Raw genomic sequence first — 18,814 nt, forward strand, 5'->3', positions numbered from 1 at the left:
GTTCTAACGGTCTTTAGTATTTTCATGTTACACTTCTGTTACAGTGTTGAAAGCGCATACAACACTAATAAATAACATTAGGGGGTTATTGCATTGCGTAAGAAAATTTCTGAAAAAATGTGGTTATTAATCGTGGCACTACTTACATTGACGGTATTAGCGGCATGTGGTGGAGACAATTCAGAAGATACTTCATCAAATGAAGGTGGCGAAACGACTGCTGATGGTGCTACTAAAATTACAGCATGGGCATGGGATCCACACTTCAATATTGCTGCATTAAATTTAGCAGATGAAAATTACAATGGTGAAACAGAGATTGAACTGGAAGTTATTGAAAATGCACAAGAAGATATTGTACAAAAATTAAACACAGGTTTAAGCTCTGGAACAATGAAAGGTATGCCTAATTTAGTTTTAATTGAAGACCAGCGTGCACAAAGTTTCTTGCAATCGTATCCGGATGCATTTTATCCCATTGGCGATTATTTTAATACAGAGGATTTCGCAGATTATAAATTAGCACCAACAAGTTTAGATGGAAAACAATATGGTCTTCCTTTTGATACTGGCGCAACAGGTTTCTTCTATCGTACAGATTATTTAGAAGAAGCTGGTTATACTCATGACGATCTAGTTGATATCACATGGGCGGAGTTTGTTGAAATCGCTAAAGCAGTAAAAGAGAAAACTGGTCATCAAATGCTTGCACTTGATCCGAACGATTTAGGTATTTTACGTGTCATGATGCAAACAACTGGAACATGGTATACGACAGAAGATGGGACAATCAATCTAGTAGATAACGAACCATTGAAAGTAGCATTGCAACATTATAAAGAATTAATGGAAAATGATTTAGTGAAATTAGTTTCTGACTGGAGCCAATACTTAGCTGCATTTAACAGTGGTGATGTAGCATCCGTTCCTGCAGGTAACTGGATTGCACCAAGTATTGAAGCAGAAGAATCTCAAGCAGGTCTTTGGGCAGTCGCACCAACACCGCGCCTAGATATGGAAGGTGCTGTGAATGCATCTAACCAGGGTGGAAGTTCATGGTATGTATTAAACGTTGATGGGAAAGAGGCAGCAGCAGAATTCCTTGGAAACACATTTGGTTCTAATAGTGACTTTTATCAAAGCTTGCTGACAGATGTAGGTGCAATCGGTACGTATACCCCAGCATCTGAAGGTGATGCATACCAGTATGAAAATGAATTCTTCGGCGGTCAGCAAGTAATCTATGAGATTTCGCAATGGATGGAAGAGATTCCGCAAGTTGATTATGGGATGAATACGTATGGTATTGAGGATATTTTAAGTGCAGAAATTCAGCAATACTTGAGTGGCAAGAGCCTGGAAGATGTACTTGCAGACGCACAGGCACAAGCTGAAGCGCAATTTAAATAATCAAAAATATGCATATGCCCAAAGGGTAACCATAGAAAAGGTTACCCTCCCAAAAGGGCATTATTTATTCCAAAGAGAAAATAGTTGGTTAAAGCAGTTCTACGGAAGAGGAGGATAAACATGAGTCAAGCTACCGAAAGTGCCAATAACCGGAATAGACAAAGTACATTCTTTACACGTTTGAAGAAGAATTATATTGGTTGGATTTTTATTCTTTTATCAGTGTTTGGCATTGGTTTGTTTTACTTTTATCCAATGGTTCAAGCTTTCCTGCTATCCTTGAAATCAGGGATGGGAGCAAATCTTGAATTCGTTGGTTTCGACAACTATGTTAGATTGTTTAGTGATCCAACATTTATCACTTCATTGAAAAATACGTTTATATACTTGCTGGTACAAGTTCCTGTCATGATTCTCTTGGCACTGTTTTTTTCCGTTCTATTAAATGATCCGAAATTAAAATTCCGTGGGTTTTTTCGGACAGCTATATTCTTACCTGCTGTAACATCACTTGTAGCATATGCGGTAATTTTTAAATATTTATTTGGAAATGACGGATTAGTTAATGATATGTTAGTAAATTTAAACTTAATATCTGCTCCCCTTAATTGGCTGTCAGATCCATTCTTGGCTAAAATAACGATTATTATTGCCATAACATGGAGATGGACTGGTTATAATATGATCTTCTATTTATCAGCATTGCAGAATGTCGATAAATCAATGTATGAGGCGGCAAGAATTGATGGTGCTTCAAGTATTCAACAGTTTTTCTTTATAACAATACCGATGTTGAAGCCGATTATTTTATTCACATCCATTGTATCAACAATTGGTACCCTTCAATTATTTGATGAAGTTATGAACATTACGAACGGTGGACCAGGGAATTCCACATTATCGATTTCTATGTATATTTATAACCTATCATTTGAATATACTCCAGACTTCGGTTATGCAGCGACCGTTTCTTATGTAATAGTTGTTTTAGTTGTAATTCTATCATTCATTCAATTTAGAGTGGCAGGTGATCGAGATTGAAAAAGATAAAAAGATTTCTCATCTATTTATTGTTAACTGTTGCAGCAATTGTGTCCATTTTTCCATTCTTATGGATGTTAGTAAGCATGACAAACAAGTCCGTTGATGTTACGGCAGGGAAGTTATTACCTGGAACACACTTGATAGAAAACTTGCAAAACCTGTTTGCTACGGTTGATATTGGAACAGCTTTAATGAATTCCTTTATTATCGCGATCATTACAACATTTTTGACATTGTTAATTGGATCGTTAGCGGGTTATGGCTTTGAGATTTATCGCAGTAAAGGGAAAGACATGATTTTTAATATTTTACTATTATCAATGATGATTCCTTTTGCAGCGATTATGATTCCTTTATATCGTTTCTTTGGGCAAGTGTCATCAGTCTCCCCTCTAATTGGGATTGATACATTAGCGGCAGCCATTTTACCAACAATTATTACAGCATTCTTTATCTTTTTCTTTAGACAAAACACGAAAATGTTTGCTAAGGAACTAGTGGAAGCTGGACGAATTGACGGTTTAAGTGAACTTGGTATCTTTTTCAGAATCTATTTGCCGACAATGAAGACAACATATGCTGCTGCAGCGATCATTGCATTCATGAACAGCTGGAACAATTATTTATGGCCATTGGTTGTCCTCCAGTCACCAGAGAACCAAACCATTCCATTATTAATCTCTAACTTAGGCGCTGGTTACACACCAGATTATGGTGTAATTATGACAGCGATAGTTATCGCAACACTTCCGACTGCAATTGTTTTCTTCATGATGCAACGCCACTTTGTTGCAGGGATGATGGGTTCAGTGAAAGGATAAAAAAACACAAAAAAATCCTATCTGACAAGTTCAGTATAGGATTTTCTTATGCTGCAATAAGAAGGTGTCATACCTGCAAAACAAGCAGGGAAAGAGGGAGTTATGCAGTTAAGAAGGCGTCATACCTGCAAAACAAGCAGAGGAAGAGGAAGTTATGCAGTTAAGAAGGCGTCATACCTGCAAAACAAGCAGAGGAAGAGGAAGTTATGCAGTTAAGAAGGCGTCATACCTGCAAAACAAGCAGAGGAAGAGGAAGTTATGCAGTTAAGAAGGTGTCATACCTGCAAATCAAGCAGAGGAAGAGGGAGTTATGCAGTTAAGAAGGCATCATACCTGCAAAACAAGCAGAGGAAGAGGAAGTTATGCAGTTAAGAAGGCATCATACCTGCAAATCAAGCAGAGGAAGAGGAAGTTATGCAGTTAAGAAGGCATCATACCTGCAAAACAAGCAGAGGAAGAGGAAGTTATGCAGTTAAGAAGGCATCATACCTGCAAAACAAGCAGAGGAAGAGGAAGTTATGCAGTTAAGAAGGCATCATACCTGCAAAACAAGCAGAGGAAGAGGAAGTTAGATAGGTAGTTTAACCGAACTCAACCCTTTTCAAGCGCAAAAAGAAAATATAATCCAGCCATCACTCTAGTTGACTAACTATGGATTAAGTTTTATGCTAAGTTTATGTAAGCGCTATAATGAGGAGGGGTGGTTAAGATGATTCGTAAAGGTTTTATCATGAAAGTTTATCCGGATAAACATGAAGAGTATGAGCAGAAACATAATGATATCTGGCCGGAAATGGTGGAGGAATTGAAACGCCATGGTGCTAGCAATTATTCTATTTTCTTAGATAAACAGACGAGTACACTTTTTGGATATTTGGAAATTGAGGATGAAGAGAAGTGGAATCGAATGGCACTTACAGAAGTAAACCAGAAATGGTGGAAATATATGCAGCCATTAATGGAGACAAATCCAGACAGCAGTCCTGTCACTATCCCATTGCAAGAAGTATTTCATTTGGACTAATTCAAATTAACTTTGTTGACCTAAAAATCCTACCCATCATTATTAATGGGTAGGATTTAGCTTTATTTTTGTTTCGGTTTTTCTTTATCTGATCCGAATAATTTATCACCTGTTACAATTGCAGGTCTAGGTGGTTCGCTCATATTATATCCTAAAAAGAAACCAGTGTGAGGTGGCTGGTTATAGCCCGCATTTTGCCAAGCGACTGATAATCGATAAACCGGATCGTGCATTAATGTATAGATTTTCTCTTCGGTAATGTCTGTTGTTGTGTAGATCCTTAATTCCTCACTATCAGCAGATGGCCAAATTACTTCTTCACGCCAGTCCCCTAAAATGTCCGCTTGTAGAGATGGATTTCCTTTTGTCCAGTTATTTGTACGTGTTCCTTCAGCTGTTAATAAATTGACTAACTGCTCATTTTCATAATCCCATTTGTCAATTTTCCCAACACCGTGAGGGTCAGAGCTCGGATCGAATGTGTGATCAAGAAGTTCCCGCCCTAAATCACCATCCCACCAAACCGCATGGTTGATCGATTTAGGTTTATTCTGGGAAATCAATTGACCGTCAACTGCGTGAAGACCATTTCCGACACTGCCATCCCAACTAGTAGATGCCCAGAATTCTGCTCCGTCATATCGTGGATCAATATCTGCTGCTAATCCTCGACCAACGTCTGCTCTCATATCTACACCGAATATTTTCTCACCGGTTTCCGCATCACGAATACCATATCCGATTGGGATAGAAGCATTTTCGTGCACTTGGAAAATTTCCAGACCAGGTCGATTTGGATCTAAGTTACCAACATGTAGGGCATCACCATGTCCCCATCTTGTAGAGTAGAGTCCTGTACCATCATGATCAATAACAGCAGCACCGTAGATTATCTCATCTTTTCCATCGCGGTCCACATCAGCAACTGCCAGACTGTGATTTCCTTGACCGGCATATGCTTCGTTCCCTTTTGCGTCACTGTCAAACGTCCATTCGAGTGTCAATTCACCATCTCGCCAATTATAGGCAGCAAGAACTGCTCTTGTATAGTAACCACGCGCCATTATAATACTCGGACGTTCCCCGTCTAAATAGGCAACTCCAGCTAGAAAACGATCGACTCGATTACCATAACCATCGCCCCAGTCATTTACATTACCACGAGGCGGGATATAGTCCACAGTGGATAATGCTTTACCTGTTTCTCCTTCAAAAACAGTCAGGAATTCGGGCCCCTGTAATATATATCCACTGCTGTTTCTCCAGTCAGCATTTTCATCCCCTATAACATTACCTGCTCCATCTACTGTTCCATCAGCCGTTTTAAGTGCCACTTCTGATTTTCCATTCCCGTCAAAGTCGTAAACAAGGAATTGTGTGTAGTGAGCACCTGCCCTGATATTTTTCCCAAGATCTATTCGCCACAATTTTGTCCCGTCCAGTTTGTATGCGTCCAGATAAACATTTCCTGTATAACCTGATTGGGAGTTGTCTTTAGAATTGGAGGGGTCCCATTTTAAAATAATTTCATACTCACCGTCTCCATCTAAATCTCCTACACTGGCATCATTGGCACTATAAGTATATGGAACGCCATCAGGGGTTGTTCCGCCTTCTGGTTTATCAAGGGCTACACTCATATAGTTTTCTGTTAGAACATTCACTTCTTTTGTAACTTTTTCACCGCTGCCTTTAATTACTTTTACCTGATAAGTAGAATCTGCTGTCCCATCTGGATCAAAATAATTGGAACTGTTTTCAATCGGCTTTTTATTAATTTTCCTTCCATCACGGAACACATTGAATTTCACATCTGTCGGATCAGTCCCCAGTACTTTCCAGCCGAGATAGACACCGCCATTTGACTGAACAGCAACGAGTGCACGGTCCAGCCGCTCCATTTGCCGTTTCATTATTTGTGTAATAGAAGATTCTACCGTAGCAGATGGCTCAGACAATCCGCCCTCATTTACTGCCTTAATTTGATAATAATATTGGCGGGTTGTCAGGACGGAGTCATCAGTAAAATTAGTTTCAGTGGTTGAGCCAATTTTTTCAAAGGTAGCAGATGGATATTCAGCTGGATTATCATTGGCACGGTAAATATAATAACTGTTGGCACCGCTTACTTGATTCCAATTTAATGTGACGCCTTCTGCTTCTGTATTACTGATTGTTACATTTGTTGGTATGGAAGGTGGTGCGACTTGTTTATTTATCATCTCTATAGTTACTTGATTACTTTTGTCAGATTCTATACCGGAATGATGGACGAGAGTAACAGCATAATGGTAGGTAGTCCCAATTTCAACATCTGCATCGACATAAGTTCCGTCTGCTGCTTCTGCCATTTTATCTAATGTGTCTCCATCTTCTGTTTTACGGTAGATGTTATAATGGCTAGCTGACTCCTCTTCTTCCCAGCTTAATGTAACGGATGGTGAGGAATAGTCAACGGAATCTACTTTTAGTGAATCAATTTGTACCATTGGAATAATTTCTATTGCGTTAATTCTGCCATTTTCACCTATATCGATTGTTAATTTTTCATCTGTTACAGAGACATTTGCTAATAACTCGGCATATTCCTCGGCATTCGCTGTCACATTTCCATAGTCTTCACCGTTAATAACAAAACTGGTCCGGTTAAATGCAATTTCATCTCCTGATATAATTCTGACAAAATAATCACCGTTTGGGATATCCAGTGTGAAAGAATAGTCAGAGCCATTGGTAAAATCACGACGTAAGTCATCTGGACCACCTCTGTCACGGCTATCCACTGTTTTGCTTAACCCGTAGCCTAGTTCTTCCGTATATAGTAACGTATTGGATATTCTGGTATAACCATCTGCAACAGGACTTGTTTCTGAACCGAAATCAAATAAGAAAGAGTTATCAGAAGCTGCTTGAAGAGATTTTGAGATAGAAATAGGATAAAATTGTCCAACAAGTAAGAGTACTATTAGTAATAGGGAAACTTTTTTCATAAATAGTTAAACCTCCATTTTTTTTGTGGAATTTTCAAAAGATTCGTTCTGATTTAAGGGTAATAGACATCAAATTGTTTTACTCGCTGTGAGCCATTGTGGAGAGTGAAGGTACTTTTTGAAGATACTTTGATACAGTACTGCTTATTATTAAATGAATGACCACCTCCTTAAAAAACTAAATGTAAAATTGATAGCGTTTTCATAGAAGCTATGTTTAGAATAAAAGGAAATTAGTACCATGTCAATACTAAAGCTGAAAATTTTCAGGATGTTTAGAGGAAGAACTGAGTCTGGAATTCACTGTTAAAAAAGGTATCGTATATTCAGTCTTTAGAATATACGATCCTATCTTTAATATTTATCCTTTACAACAGCGACTCAGCACCATCAATAAATAACTCAGTTCCGGTAATATGACTCGATTCATCTGAGGCTAAAAATTTTACCAGCTTTGCTACTTGCTCTGGTTTTCCCGGACCTTCCTCTAATGGTTTATCTCCTTCTGGATACTGAACAGGAATATTGATTTTTTCAAGTTCGGGGGTTTTATCCGTATTTTTACCAATATTTGTTTCGATTGCGCCTGGACAAATTATATTTACCCTAATCTTATATTTTGCTAGTTCCAGTGCAGCCATTTTACCAAAGGCCATCTGCCCAGCTTTTGATGTACTGTAAGCAGACATCCCGAAATTAGAGAAGACACGATTTCCATTAACAGAACTAGTAATAATGATACTGCCACCACTTGATTTCATTAAAGGAATGGCATATTTAATTGTATGAAATGTCCCTTTTAAATTGGTGTTGATTGTTTTGTCCCAATCTTCTGGTGTTAAATCTTCAATCGGAGCAAGTACCCCATTAATCCCGCCATTCGCAAAGACAATGTCTAATGAACCCCATTTGCTTTTTACTTCATCTATACCTTGCTGTACACGAACAGGATCTGATAAATCGACATCAACAACGATCGCTTCACCTCCAAAGTCTTCAATTTCCCCTTTTACTTTTTTTGCTGCATCCTCTTTAATATCCATTAAGCAAACCTTTGCTCCATCTTTTGCTAATGCTAAGGCAGATGCCCGGCCAATTCCCGAACTTCCTCCTGTAATGATGGCAATTTTCCCCGCGAGTGCTTTAATCGCTTCATTTCTCATTCCATATCCTCCAATCTATTGGTTATTATCTAGTATTACTAACAAAAGTTTATTTCTTACATTTTCAGGGAAGTTAGTTTATGAAAAAATGCAAAAAATTCTTAAGTATATTTCCCCCTATACAAAAAATGAAACGCTTACAGAGTGAGGGTATAACGAATATTTTTAATAGGAGGTCCAATAATGGAAGATGGGAGAAAGAAAACAACCGGCTGGAAAGCAACGATTGCCATTGCGATGGCTAATTACATTGAAGCAGGGGCTATCATTGCAGCAGCAAGCAGTTTAACATTGTGGCAAGCGTACTTGAATATCGATAGTGTTGGGGTGGGATTGCTCAGTTCATTGAGTGCTAATGCGTTAGGTGCAGCTGTAGGGGCATTAATCGGTGGATATATTACAGATAGATTTGGCAGAAAAATTGTCTTTCATTATGATTTGCTGGTCTATATGTTTGGTATCCTCTTCATCATGTTATCTTTTAATTTTCCGATGCTTCTGGCAGGAACAATCATCACAGGTATTGCGGTTGGGGTAGCTGTACCCGTTTCCTGGACATATATTGCAGAAGAAGCACCATCTAAACAAAGAGCTGCTCGCGTAGGTGCTGCCCAACTAGCATGGTCCATTGGCCCAATGATTACCTTTTTCCTAGCGGTATTACTAGAGCCGTTAGGGTTATTCGGCTCACGGTTAATTTTTCTGCATTTGTTTATTGTAGCATTTGTTACATGGTTTTTAAGAAAGGATTTACCAGAGTCACAAATATGGTCTGATGATAAAGAGAAGAAACAATTAGAAATGAAAGAAGCCAATGTTCAGAAAAGTTCTGTAAAGGATCTCTTTTCATTAAAAGTAAATCGACAAGCGATTTATTTACTTATCGGGATTTATCTGTTTTGGAATCTAACATCAGGGGCTATGGGCTATTTTATGCCATATATTTATGAGAATGTTGGTGGTCTAAGTAATGGCCAAGCGAATTTACTGCAGGCATTTCTATGGATGCTTACTGTACTAACAACCTATTTTGGTTTTATGAAGCTTGGGGATAAGGTTAATCAGCGATTTTTATTCGGTTTAGGTGCGGTAATGGGTGTTGTTGCATGGCTGATCCTGACTTTCATGCCAATGAATTGGGTGACGTTAATCCTATTTGTCGTGCTTTGGGGTTCTGCTGCTGGTATTGGTGCGCAAGCTTTTTATGCTTTATGGACGAGTGAACTGTTTATCACAAGATACCGTGCAACTGCGCAAGGATTAATGTATTTTATTGTGCGAAGCGGGATTGCAGTTTGGTCCTTTATTTTGCCGATTCTTATGGATGCACTAAGTTTTACTGTTGCAGGTGTTGTCATGATTATATTCTTGGTTATTCATCTTGTTATCGGTATTGCTATGACACCAAACACACGTGGAAAGACATTGGAACAAATTGAAGAAGAAAGATATGGAGTAAGTACTCCTTCTTAGCCCATAGAGTAGTAAATCCTCGGGAATGAGTGATTTCCGAGGATTTATTTATTATTTGAATGTAATCTATTCGATTCTACATGCTGTTTCTGTGGAAGGAGAAGCAGTTAGTCTAATTAATCCTTATCTTCTTCGATGTACTCCAGCAAATCACCAGGTTGGCATTCCAACACTTTGCACAAAGCATCCAATGTACTGAATCGAATTGCTTTTCCTTTTTCATTTTTTAATATCGATAAGTTCGCAGGAGTGATGCCGACTTTCTCTGATAATTCATTTAAGGACATTTTACGCTCGGCCATCATTACATCTAATCGAATTCGTATCATTTTTCATCGCCTACTTTAAATCGTGTATTTGTTCTCTTCAATTGCTCTAACGGCTACTTTTAGTGCTGCACCAATCATCATGAAAATTACCCCGCTTACAATTGTTTCCACATAATCAATATTAGTAAATTCAACCATTGCATTTGTAATATCCAATGCATTTAATGCTTTCTCAAATAATAATCCATCAAAATAGATGAATAATGAACCTATCACAAGATCTACTCCACCTAATATATACAACAATTTAACATTTTGCTCAATAAACAAGCTTTCTTTGTAAATATTTTTAAATAATTTATGCAGTATTCGCAATCCGACTAAAATCCACATGGAGAATAAAGTGGACGAAATAAAAGAAAGGATGATGATATTCTTCTCCTGGTAAACGGCAGGAACTTCTTTAAAATAAATCAGCAAGTAACTGTAGAATGGCTCAAATGACCCGAATGTTTGTGTGAAATCACTATTCGGATACCATAAAAATGCACTATGATACAGAATACTGAATAAAGTGATCAGTAAAGCCAAATAAAAACCGATTGAACAAAAAATATAAGCAAATTTAAAAAGTGCTTTTAACTTCATTTTAACACCCCAAATATCATTATGTTAATTCTATTATACAACATATATTTATCGAAAAACAATAAAAATATATTGCTTTTTAAAATTTTATGGTTTATATTGGAATGGAAATATTTGATAACAAAAAGGAGTTATGACATGAATACAAAAAGAATTACATTAATCGATGGATTACGAGGATTCAGTTTGCTGGGGATATTATTGGCAAATCTATTAATTTTTCAATTTGGCATATATGGAAAAGATGAAATTGCTTTTTTTGATGTACCAAAATGGGATATAACAGGGTATTATTTCACGGAAATATTTATTGAGACATCCTTTATGCCAATATTCACCTTTATCTTTGGTTATGCTTTAATCCTTATGGCAAATAAACTCCAAGCTAAGCAATTACCGATTAAACGATATTTCTTTAGACGGTTTATTGCATTAATAATCCTGGGTTTTATCCATAGTTATTTTATCTGGGAGGGTGATATACTGCTGACATATGGGACAATGGGTTTGATTTTACTCCTGTTTATAAAAAGAAAACCGAAAACATTGCTTGTTTGGTTTATCATTTTAACAAGTATAATATTTCTGCTTGGATTTGGCGGTACAGGGGAAGAAACTGATTATTTATATAGTGAAGAAACGATTACGACATTTTTAGAAGAATCAACAGCAATATACCAAACAGGAAGTTACACGGAAATATTGGATCATCGTATGAATGACATGCCGATGGAGTTAAGTGATGGGGAAGTGATCGCAATAATGCTAATGACCCCATTAATGATTTTACCAATGTTCTTAATTGGCATGTATGCAGCTCATCGAAAATGGTTAGAGAAACCGCAATATTTTAAGAGATTCGCAATCTTTATAGTCCCAATTGGATTACTATTTAAAATTTCGCCATATTTTATTTCATTCTTTGATTTTAGTATCATAGGTGGAAATATACTGGCGATTGGTTATATATTCCTGTTTGCACATTTATACCAGAAGTATAATGAAAGCCGGATCGTATCAGCATTTGAACAATTTGGCAAGCTGTCTCTTACCAATTATATTATGCAGTCTGTTATTTTCACATTGATATTCTATGGGTATGGACTTGGCCTGTTTGCAAAAATAGGAATCTGGCTTGCTGCATTGATGGGAATAGTTATCTGCACAGGACAGGTATTATTAAGTAATTGGTATATGAACCACTTTAAACAAGGTCCTTTGGAACGAATCATGCGAATGTTTGTATATTGGAATTTTAAATCGAAGCCAAAAGTGAAAAGAGTACCAGAAATGGTGCAGGAGCATTAAATTTGGGAACAGGGGGAAAGGGATAGTGAATAATAATGAAACAGTTCTCGATGTAACTGCCAGTGAAAAAGCTCTAATTACCATTATACCACCGATAATTGGAGCAATACTTGGATGGTATATCCCGACAATTTTAGAATGGATAATCAAGTTGCCTTTTATCCCTTTTCAAGGAATATTAGAGTGGCTTGCCACATTGGAAAGCAATTGGATTCCTATTATTTCAACCATTTTAGGCGGAGTTGCCGGGATATTTTTTTCAAACTTTGTCTTTCATGAAATACTTAAAATTATCGTCACAGACGAAGAAGTGAAACTTAACATTAGAAAAAGTGTGGAGATTTTTAAGAAAAGAGAAATTTCCAGCATTTATATGGAAGGAAAACAACTAGTGTTCTTAAATAGGGAAGGAATGGAATTGTTTCGAGGGCATCCGGATTATAAAAGACAGTTAATCATCGAGGCTTTTAAAGAACATCATTATCCTTGGAAAGAAGAGGACCCTTTCGAGGACGAGTACCAGCGCTGGGTTCCTGGTCATCCAGGCTTGCCGCAGTATGTCAATGCCTTGCTGGCTGCAAGGGAGCAAGCGTTGATTGATGAAGAAACAAAAGAAGCGAAAATACTGCGTAAGGATTTGGCTAAGCTGGGGGTAGTAATTCGGGATAATGGGAAAAGACAATATGTAAGAATGGCCAAAAGGTAAAAAACGACCTCTATACAGCAAGGTCTTTACAGATATTTATCGTCAGAATGAAAGTTCGGAAGGAAAGTTACCTGAAATGCATGATAGAACTGTATAGGCAAATAGAGGGGGGGAATGGAAGAGAAAGAAACCGTTTCCTCTTTTTTTCCTACATTTGTATAAGGTGATAACAAAAGTTACCAATAAAGGCGTAGTGATGGCCTGTTTATAATACCCTGCCTAATTACCTATGAGGAAAAACAAGATTTCCAATAGCAATCCAGGAATATTTTTTCAACAATATTTACATATGGTCACGAATTTATCTTGTGTTATAATACGAAATGTAATCGCTTTCTAAATGAATCCAATTCTAAAAGAAAGGGAGTGAACGATCAGAATATGCAGAATGAAATGGTTCCAATTCCTGTATTTAAGATACAGCATAAACAAGACAAGAAATCGGTCAGAGACTTTCATTCACATGATGGCTATGAAATTGTCTGGATAAAAAACGGTGAAGCGAAATTTATTTTTCCAGAAAAAGTATACCATTTAAAGAAAGATCATGTGTTATTTTTTAAAAGCACCGAATTTCATAAAGTTAGTCTGCCAGAAAACACAAAATATGATCGGGTAGTGATTATGTTTACTGATGACTTCTTCTCAGTGGAACAACCAGTTTTTACAAAATTTAAACAAATGCTTGATGACTTGCCATCACATCATGGTTTACTCCATTTGTTTATTTGGCGCAAATCGCCGTTTGAGCATATTGTTGATCAGCTTCTTCTGGAAGATGGTGATAGGCACGTATGGGGACAAAAAGATGCAATGGAATTATATTTAACCGAGTTACTTCTCTATTTAAGTCGTGAAATGCATTCATCGTTTAACCAGGAGTTAACCTATAACCATTCAATGAATAAAACACAAGATGTGGTGTTACAAGAACGGATATTGAAAGAAATTAATAACATATGGGATACGAACTGGCAATTAGAAGATTTGGCAGACCGTCTGCATTTTAACAAATATTATTTATGCCACTTTTTTAAAAAGGAGTTTGGTATGACCATACACCAGTACATTTTACAAAGAAGAATCTTTGAAGCGCAAAGGATGCTGATCGACACAAATATTTCTATTAATGATATGGCATCACAGGTTGGTTTTTCTACAGCATCTAACTTTATCAGATGCTTTAAGAAATATGTTCACATGACTCCAAAGCAATTCAGAGACCATAGAAACACGGATATGGCTAATATGTAGGGGGTATGTGAAAATCATTTTACAGGGAGGGAAAAGGCAGTTGTCCAATAATATTAGAACGAAAGGGGATCATGGTATGAATAAATGTAAACGTTTCGCCTATTCTGTTGTTATTTTTTTACTTATATTTACTACTGTATTGCCAACAATGCCACATACTGTTGTTAAAGCTGATGAAGATTTTAACAACGTTGTTATTGTCGAAGAAAACTTTAATGATGAGGGGACAGGAGAGGTACCTAGTAATGTAACCGTGTCAGAGGGTGGTGGAACCGTTCGAGTAGCTGATGTGCCTTCAGAAGATAATAAGAGTGTTTTTTTAGAAGATACGAGTGAGGATACGAATGTTATCGTTAGTAAATCCTTTGATGATTTGGTTGGTATAGTAACTGCCGAACTAAAATTTATGCAGGAAACATATACAAGTTCCTCGAAAGTAATGCGAATCAAAGGGGATGGTACGCCAGTTATTATCGAAACAAAGGATGGGAATCTCACCTATCGTACAGGAGACCATTATGAGCCACTGGTAGAAGTAGTGGAAAATCAATGGTATGACATTAAAGTAGAGATCGACTTAGATAATAGTACAGCAAACGTTTATATTGATGGGGAATTAAAATTAGAAGGTGCCGCACTTAATGGAGCGGCAACAAAAGTCAATTTTATCGAAAGTTTTACACCGAACAGCAGTGCAATAGGTCACTATATTGATGATTTGAAAATAAGTGGATCATTACCTGCAGAGGAGGAGGAACCGGCGGAAGAACCGGAGCAACCTGCTGAACCAACAGAAGATGGTGTAAACGGTATTTATGAAGCGGAGAATGCCGTAATAAGTGATGCCATTATTGATAATAAACATGCAGGATTTACGGGAACTGGTTTTGTTGATTACAACCCCAATGCACCAGGTGGCTGGATAGAATGGACAGTCAATGTACCAGCAGATGGTGAATATACGTTAGACTTCCGTTATGCACATGGGGGTACAGACTTACGACCTGCAGAGGTTTCTGTTAATGGTGAAGTGGTGGAAGCTGAACTTCCATTTGATCCGACAGGTGGTTTTGCTGTTTGGAAAAATACATCAATGACAGCAAACCTGACAGCAGGAGAAAATGTTATTCGTGCAACAGGCATTGCACCAAGTGGTGGTGCGAATATCGATCACTTAAGAGTATATATGGAAGTGGATACTATCTATGAAGCTGAAGATGCGGTACTGGAAGAGGGTACGGTCATTATTGACAACAAACATACAGGGTTTACCGGAACAGGATTTATTGATTATAGTCCCAATGCACCAGGCAGCTGGGTAGAATGGACAGTAGAAGTGCCTGCAGATGGCGAGTATTACTTAGATTTCCGGTACGGTCATGGCGGGACAGATGCAAGACCTGCGGAAATCCGCGTAAACGGTGAGGTTGTAGAACCAGAATTAGCTTTTGATCCATCTGGTGGCTGGGCAAATTGGGTATATACTTCCATGAAGGCCAATTTAACTGCAGGAGAGAATGTGATTCGTGCAACCGGTGTAGGAGCAAGTGGTGGTGCAAACATTGACCATTTACGTGTCCATAATTTGACAGAAGAGTCTGGTGGTGGAGTTATAGAAACAGAACCAGCAGAATTGAACGAAGTTGTTAGCGGATTACTGTTGAAGAATATGCAAGAACTTGGCATCGTGTCAAACACGGAAATAGCGGATGACACAGAAATAACAAGAATCGAATTTATGGCACTTTTAAATGATGCATTCGGCTTTGTGAAAGAAGATAAATATAAGAATTTAAACAATGAGACTAGTGTTTGGGAAGTATCGCTTGACGAGTGGTACAGTTATGTTTTAGAGGCGGCGCATGAAGCAGGTTATGCTGATCACTTAGTGGAAGATGGTAAAATTTCTCCCAATAAAGAACTGACAAGGCAAGAAGCAGCACAAATGATTGCCAATGCGAAAGGGGAAACTTCCGAAATTAGAGATACCAGTTTGTTAACATGGGGCGAAGCAAAAGAACTAGTTGCACCATTACAGAATGAAAATCAATCGGAAACAGTAGATATAGTTGGTGTACATGCTGTAGCAAATAATATCATTGCAGTTACTTTAAACAGTTACTTTGATTCATTTGATGTAACGGATCTGGAAGTGGTTGTACCAACAAGAGAATGGGAGTTATTATCACCAGGTTTTAAAAATCTGGCAATTGATAAAGCAGCACAATCTGTCAATAAATTCGGTCAAACAGTAATTGTACTTCATAGTTTAGACGAATGGAATGAAGCAGCAGAATATATCCAGGAAATAGAAGAAACGAGATTTTCCGGTGATTTAGATACCGCTGTAGCTGAAGCTAACAATCTATTAACATGGCAAATGGAGAATGGCGGATGGACAAAGAATTGGCCTCACATTTACACACGCCCATGGGATGGTGAAGAACCACGCTCAGAATGGGTGAATGATGGCGTAGAATTAGGAACAATTGATAATGATGCAACGATTTCCGAAATGCTGTATTTAGCGCAAGTGTATCAGGAAACGAAGGATCCTCGTTATAAAGAAAGTATTGAAAAAGGGTTGGAATTTTTATTCGACTTGCAATATGAATCAGGTGGATTTGCCCAAGTTTATCCAAGAAGAGGTAACTATTCTGATTATGTTACATTTAATGACGAAGCGATGATTAATGTATTAGAGATGTTAGACCTAATTGTTGAAAGACGCTATCCATTCGATTCAGATTTAATCAGTGAAGAATATGTCAATAAATCAAAACAATCGATTGATCAAGCAGTTGAGTATATTTTACATGCACAAATTGAAGTGGACGGCAAGCTGACTGCATGGGGAGCCCAACATGATCCGGTAACATATGAACCGCGCGAAGCAAGATCATACGAACACCCATCCATTTCAGGTTCTGAATCGATTGGAATTATTCGCTACCTAATGTCAAGGCCGCAAACAGAAGAGATTAATCAAGCTGTGGAAGGTGCCTTAGAGTGGTTGGATGAGGTAAAGTTAGAAAATACTCGATATGTTAGTGGTGATCCAAACAATGAATATTTTGTGGAAGATCCAAATTCGACAGCATGGTACCGTTTCTATGAAATAGGTACGAATCAACCGATTTTCTCTGGTCGTGACGGGGTGATTAAACACGATATTATGGAAATTGAGGAAGAGAGACGTAATGGATATGCTTGGGGCGGACATTGGGGTACTCAATTATTAGAAATAGCAAGTACTACAGGTAATTACACGGACAAAGTGTATGTTCGAGTAAAAGGTGAGAGCTCAGCTGATACATTAGGCAGAACATTAGAGGCAGGAATGATTCACCAACTTGAACCACAATCGGAACAAATGGGAGAGATAGATAGTCGTATTGTTGTTGCAAAAGATGGATCAGGTGATTATGATACCGTTCAAGCAGCGATTGATGCCATTCCGGATAATAACACAAAACCTGTAACAATTTTTATAAAAAATGGGACATATAAAGAAGTTGTGACAGTTCCAGACAATAAGCCGTTCCTATCATTGATAGGTGAAAGTGAAACAGGTACTGTCATCACTTATGATAACTATGCAGGAAGAGATAATGGTGTTGGCGGCACACTCGGTACAAGTGGAAGCGCAAGTGTTTATTTACGTGCAGATGATCTTCGCATTGAAAATATGACATTAGAGAATTCATTTGACGAGAGTTCAACAGATGCAGAAGGTAAACAGGCGGTTGCTGTGTATGCGCGTGGTGATCGTCAATATTATAGGAATGTACGTTTCATCGGTAACCAGGATACACTTTATACACATTCTGGCAGTCAATATTATTACCAAGTGTATGTCGAAGGAGATGTTGATTTCATCTTTGGCGGAGCGCAAGTTGTAATCGAAGACTCTGTCATTCATTCATTAGATCGAGGCTCAGATTCCAATAATGGGTATATTACAGCAGCAAGTACATTGCTCTCTGATGAGTATGGTATGTTGATCTTAGATAGTAAATTAACGAGTAATGCTGCTGACGGAACAGTATATTTAGGCAGACCATGGCCTGCTGGTGGAAATCCTGAAGCAAGAGGAAGTGTTGTCTATATGAATAGTGAGTTAGGCGCACATATTAAGGAAGAAGGCTGGACATCAATGAGCGGACTTGCACCGGAAGATGCGAGACTATATGAATATAAAAATTATGGACCTGGTGCAGTCATTAATGATTCCCGCCGGCAGTTAACAGATGCAGAAGCAGCGAATTGGACAGTGGAAAATGTGTTAAATGGCTGGGATGCTCAAGCATTGAATGAGGATGATGAAGAAGAGCCGGCAGAAGATGAGACACCTAAAGAAAGGAACATCCATGTTAACAAAGATACAGAAGTGGAGGCAAATACAGAACTTAGCATTTTAAGTGCCCAAACCAAACTTCTTTTACCAAATGATTTACCAAAAGGCACCATTTTGAATATAGAACGAATTACAGGAAAAGAAGCTAGAGAGATAGCATCACCAGGAGATAAAGTATTTAAATTACATTTCACTTTCCCTGAAGGGGAAGAAGAGTATGTCGGTGAGTATGAATTGATCCGGCGAGAAGGACACCCGTCCAGTGATAAGGAGAAATTTTACTTCCACAATAGTGAAATGGACAGTTGGGAATTAATCGAGAATTAATAGTTAAGGAGCCTCACACT

At 37.9% G+C, this 18,814-nt stretch carries 13 protein-coding genes; 9 read left to right on the top strand and 4 right to left on the bottom strand.

The features are described 5' to 3' along the window. Window positions 1–93 precede the first annotated feature (93 nt). The 4 genes from ACFOY7_RS08030 (at window position 94) to rhaM (ending at window position 4,299) form a co-directional block, all read left to right on the top strand. Window positions 94–1,410, top strand: a complete 1,317-nt coding sequence (locus ACFOY7_RS08030; protein ID WP_390251164.1) for an ABC transporter substrate-binding protein — start codon at window positions 94–96, stop codon at window positions 1,408–1,410. Window positions 1,411–1,530: 120 nt separating this feature from the next. Beyond that, on the top strand, window positions 1,531–2,451 hold the full coding sequence (locus ACFOY7_RS08035) for a carbohydrate ABC transporter permease (RefSeq protein ID WP_390251166.1): 921 nt from the start codon (window positions 1,531–1,533) through the stop codon (window positions 2,449–2,451). Next, entirely contained in the window at window positions 2,448–3,275 is an 828-nt protein-coding gene (locus ACFOY7_RS08040; RefSeq protein WP_390251168.1) for a carbohydrate ABC transporter permease, read from the top strand. The genes ACFOY7_RS08035 and ACFOY7_RS08040 overlap by 4 nt, the downstream gene beginning before the upstream one ends. Window positions 3,276–3,984: 709 nt before the next feature. Continuing rightward, window positions 3,985–4,299, top strand: coding sequence for an L-rhamnose mutarotase (rhaM, locus tag ACFOY7_RS08045; protein WP_390251170.1), 315 nt, complete (start codon window positions 3,985–3,987; stop codon window positions 4,297–4,299). Window positions 4,300–4,361: 62 nt separating this feature from the next. On the opposite strand, the gene ACFOY7_RS08050 is transcribed toward rhaM, so the two are convergent. After that, window positions 4,362–7,289 carry a rhamnogalacturonan lyase family protein gene (locus tag ACFOY7_RS08050; protein WP_390251172.1) on the bottom strand — a complete coding sequence of 976 codons (2,928 nt, stop codon included), beginning with the start codon at window positions 7,287–7,289 and terminating at the stop codon, window positions 4,362–4,364. 368 nt (window positions 7,290–7,657) lie between these two features. Then, window positions 7,658–8,452: an SDR family oxidoreductase gene (locus ACFOY7_RS08055; protein WP_390251174.1), complete on the bottom strand. Its 795-nt coding sequence runs from the start codon at window positions 8,450–8,452 to the stop codon at window positions 7,658–7,660. Between the two features lie 183 nt (window positions 8,453–8,635). Between ACFOY7_RS08055 and ACFOY7_RS08060 the strand changes: the two genes are divergently transcribed. Further along, complete coding sequence (locus tag ACFOY7_RS08060) at window positions 8,636–9,925, top strand: MFS transporter (RefSeq protein ID WP_390251176.1); 1,290 nt, start codon at window positions 8,636–8,638, stop codon at window positions 9,923–9,925. Between the two features lie 116 nt (window positions 9,926–10,041). On the opposite strand, the gene ACFOY7_RS08065 is transcribed toward ACFOY7_RS08060, so the two are convergent. Continuing rightward, window positions 10,042–10,254 (bottom strand): helix-turn-helix domain-containing protein, encoded by a 213-nt coding sequence (locus tag ACFOY7_RS08065; protein WP_390251178.1) that lies wholly within the window; start codon window positions 10,252–10,254, stop codon window positions 10,042–10,044. A 15-nt stretch (window positions 10,255–10,269) separates the two neighbouring features. Then, window positions 10,270–10,842, bottom strand: a complete 573-nt coding sequence (locus tag ACFOY7_RS08070) for a DUF2975 domain-containing protein (RefSeq protein ID WP_390251180.1) — start codon at window positions 10,840–10,842, stop codon at window positions 10,270–10,272. 138 nt (window positions 10,843–10,980) lie between these two features. Between ACFOY7_RS08070 and ACFOY7_RS08075 the strand changes: the two genes are divergently transcribed. From ACFOY7_RS08075 to pelA, 4 genes are all read left to right on the top strand, one after another. Further along, window positions 10,981–12,150 (top strand): DUF418 domain-containing protein, encoded by a 1,170-nt coding sequence (locus ACFOY7_RS08075; protein WP_390251182.1) that lies wholly within the window; start codon window positions 10,981–10,983, stop codon window positions 12,148–12,150. Between the two features lie 25 nt (window positions 12,151–12,175). Continuing rightward, on the top strand, window positions 12,176–12,856 hold the full coding sequence (locus tag ACFOY7_RS08080) for a YqeB family protein (protein ID WP_390251184.1): 681 nt from the start codon (window positions 12,176–12,178) through the stop codon (window positions 12,854–12,856). A 381-nt stretch (window positions 12,857–13,237) separates the two neighbouring features. Beyond that, window positions 13,238–14,110 carry a helix-turn-helix domain-containing protein gene (locus tag ACFOY7_RS08085; protein WP_390251186.1) on the top strand — a complete coding sequence of 291 codons (873 nt, stop codon included), beginning with the start codon at window positions 13,238–13,240 and terminating at the stop codon, window positions 14,108–14,110. A gap of 76 nt (window positions 14,111–14,186) precedes the next feature. Next, window positions 14,187–18,794, top strand: a complete 4,608-nt coding sequence (pelA, locus tag ACFOY7_RS08090; RefSeq protein WP_390251188.1) for a pectate lyase — start codon at window positions 14,187–14,189, stop codon at window positions 18,792–18,794. The last annotated feature ends 20 nt before the right edge of the window (window positions 18,795–18,814 follow it).

The organism is Gracilibacillus xinjiangensis (assembly GCF_042651765.1).
Taxonomy (GTDB): domain Bacteria; phylum Bacillota; class Bacilli; order Bacillales; family Amphibacillaceae; genus Gracilibacillus; species Gracilibacillus xinjiangensis.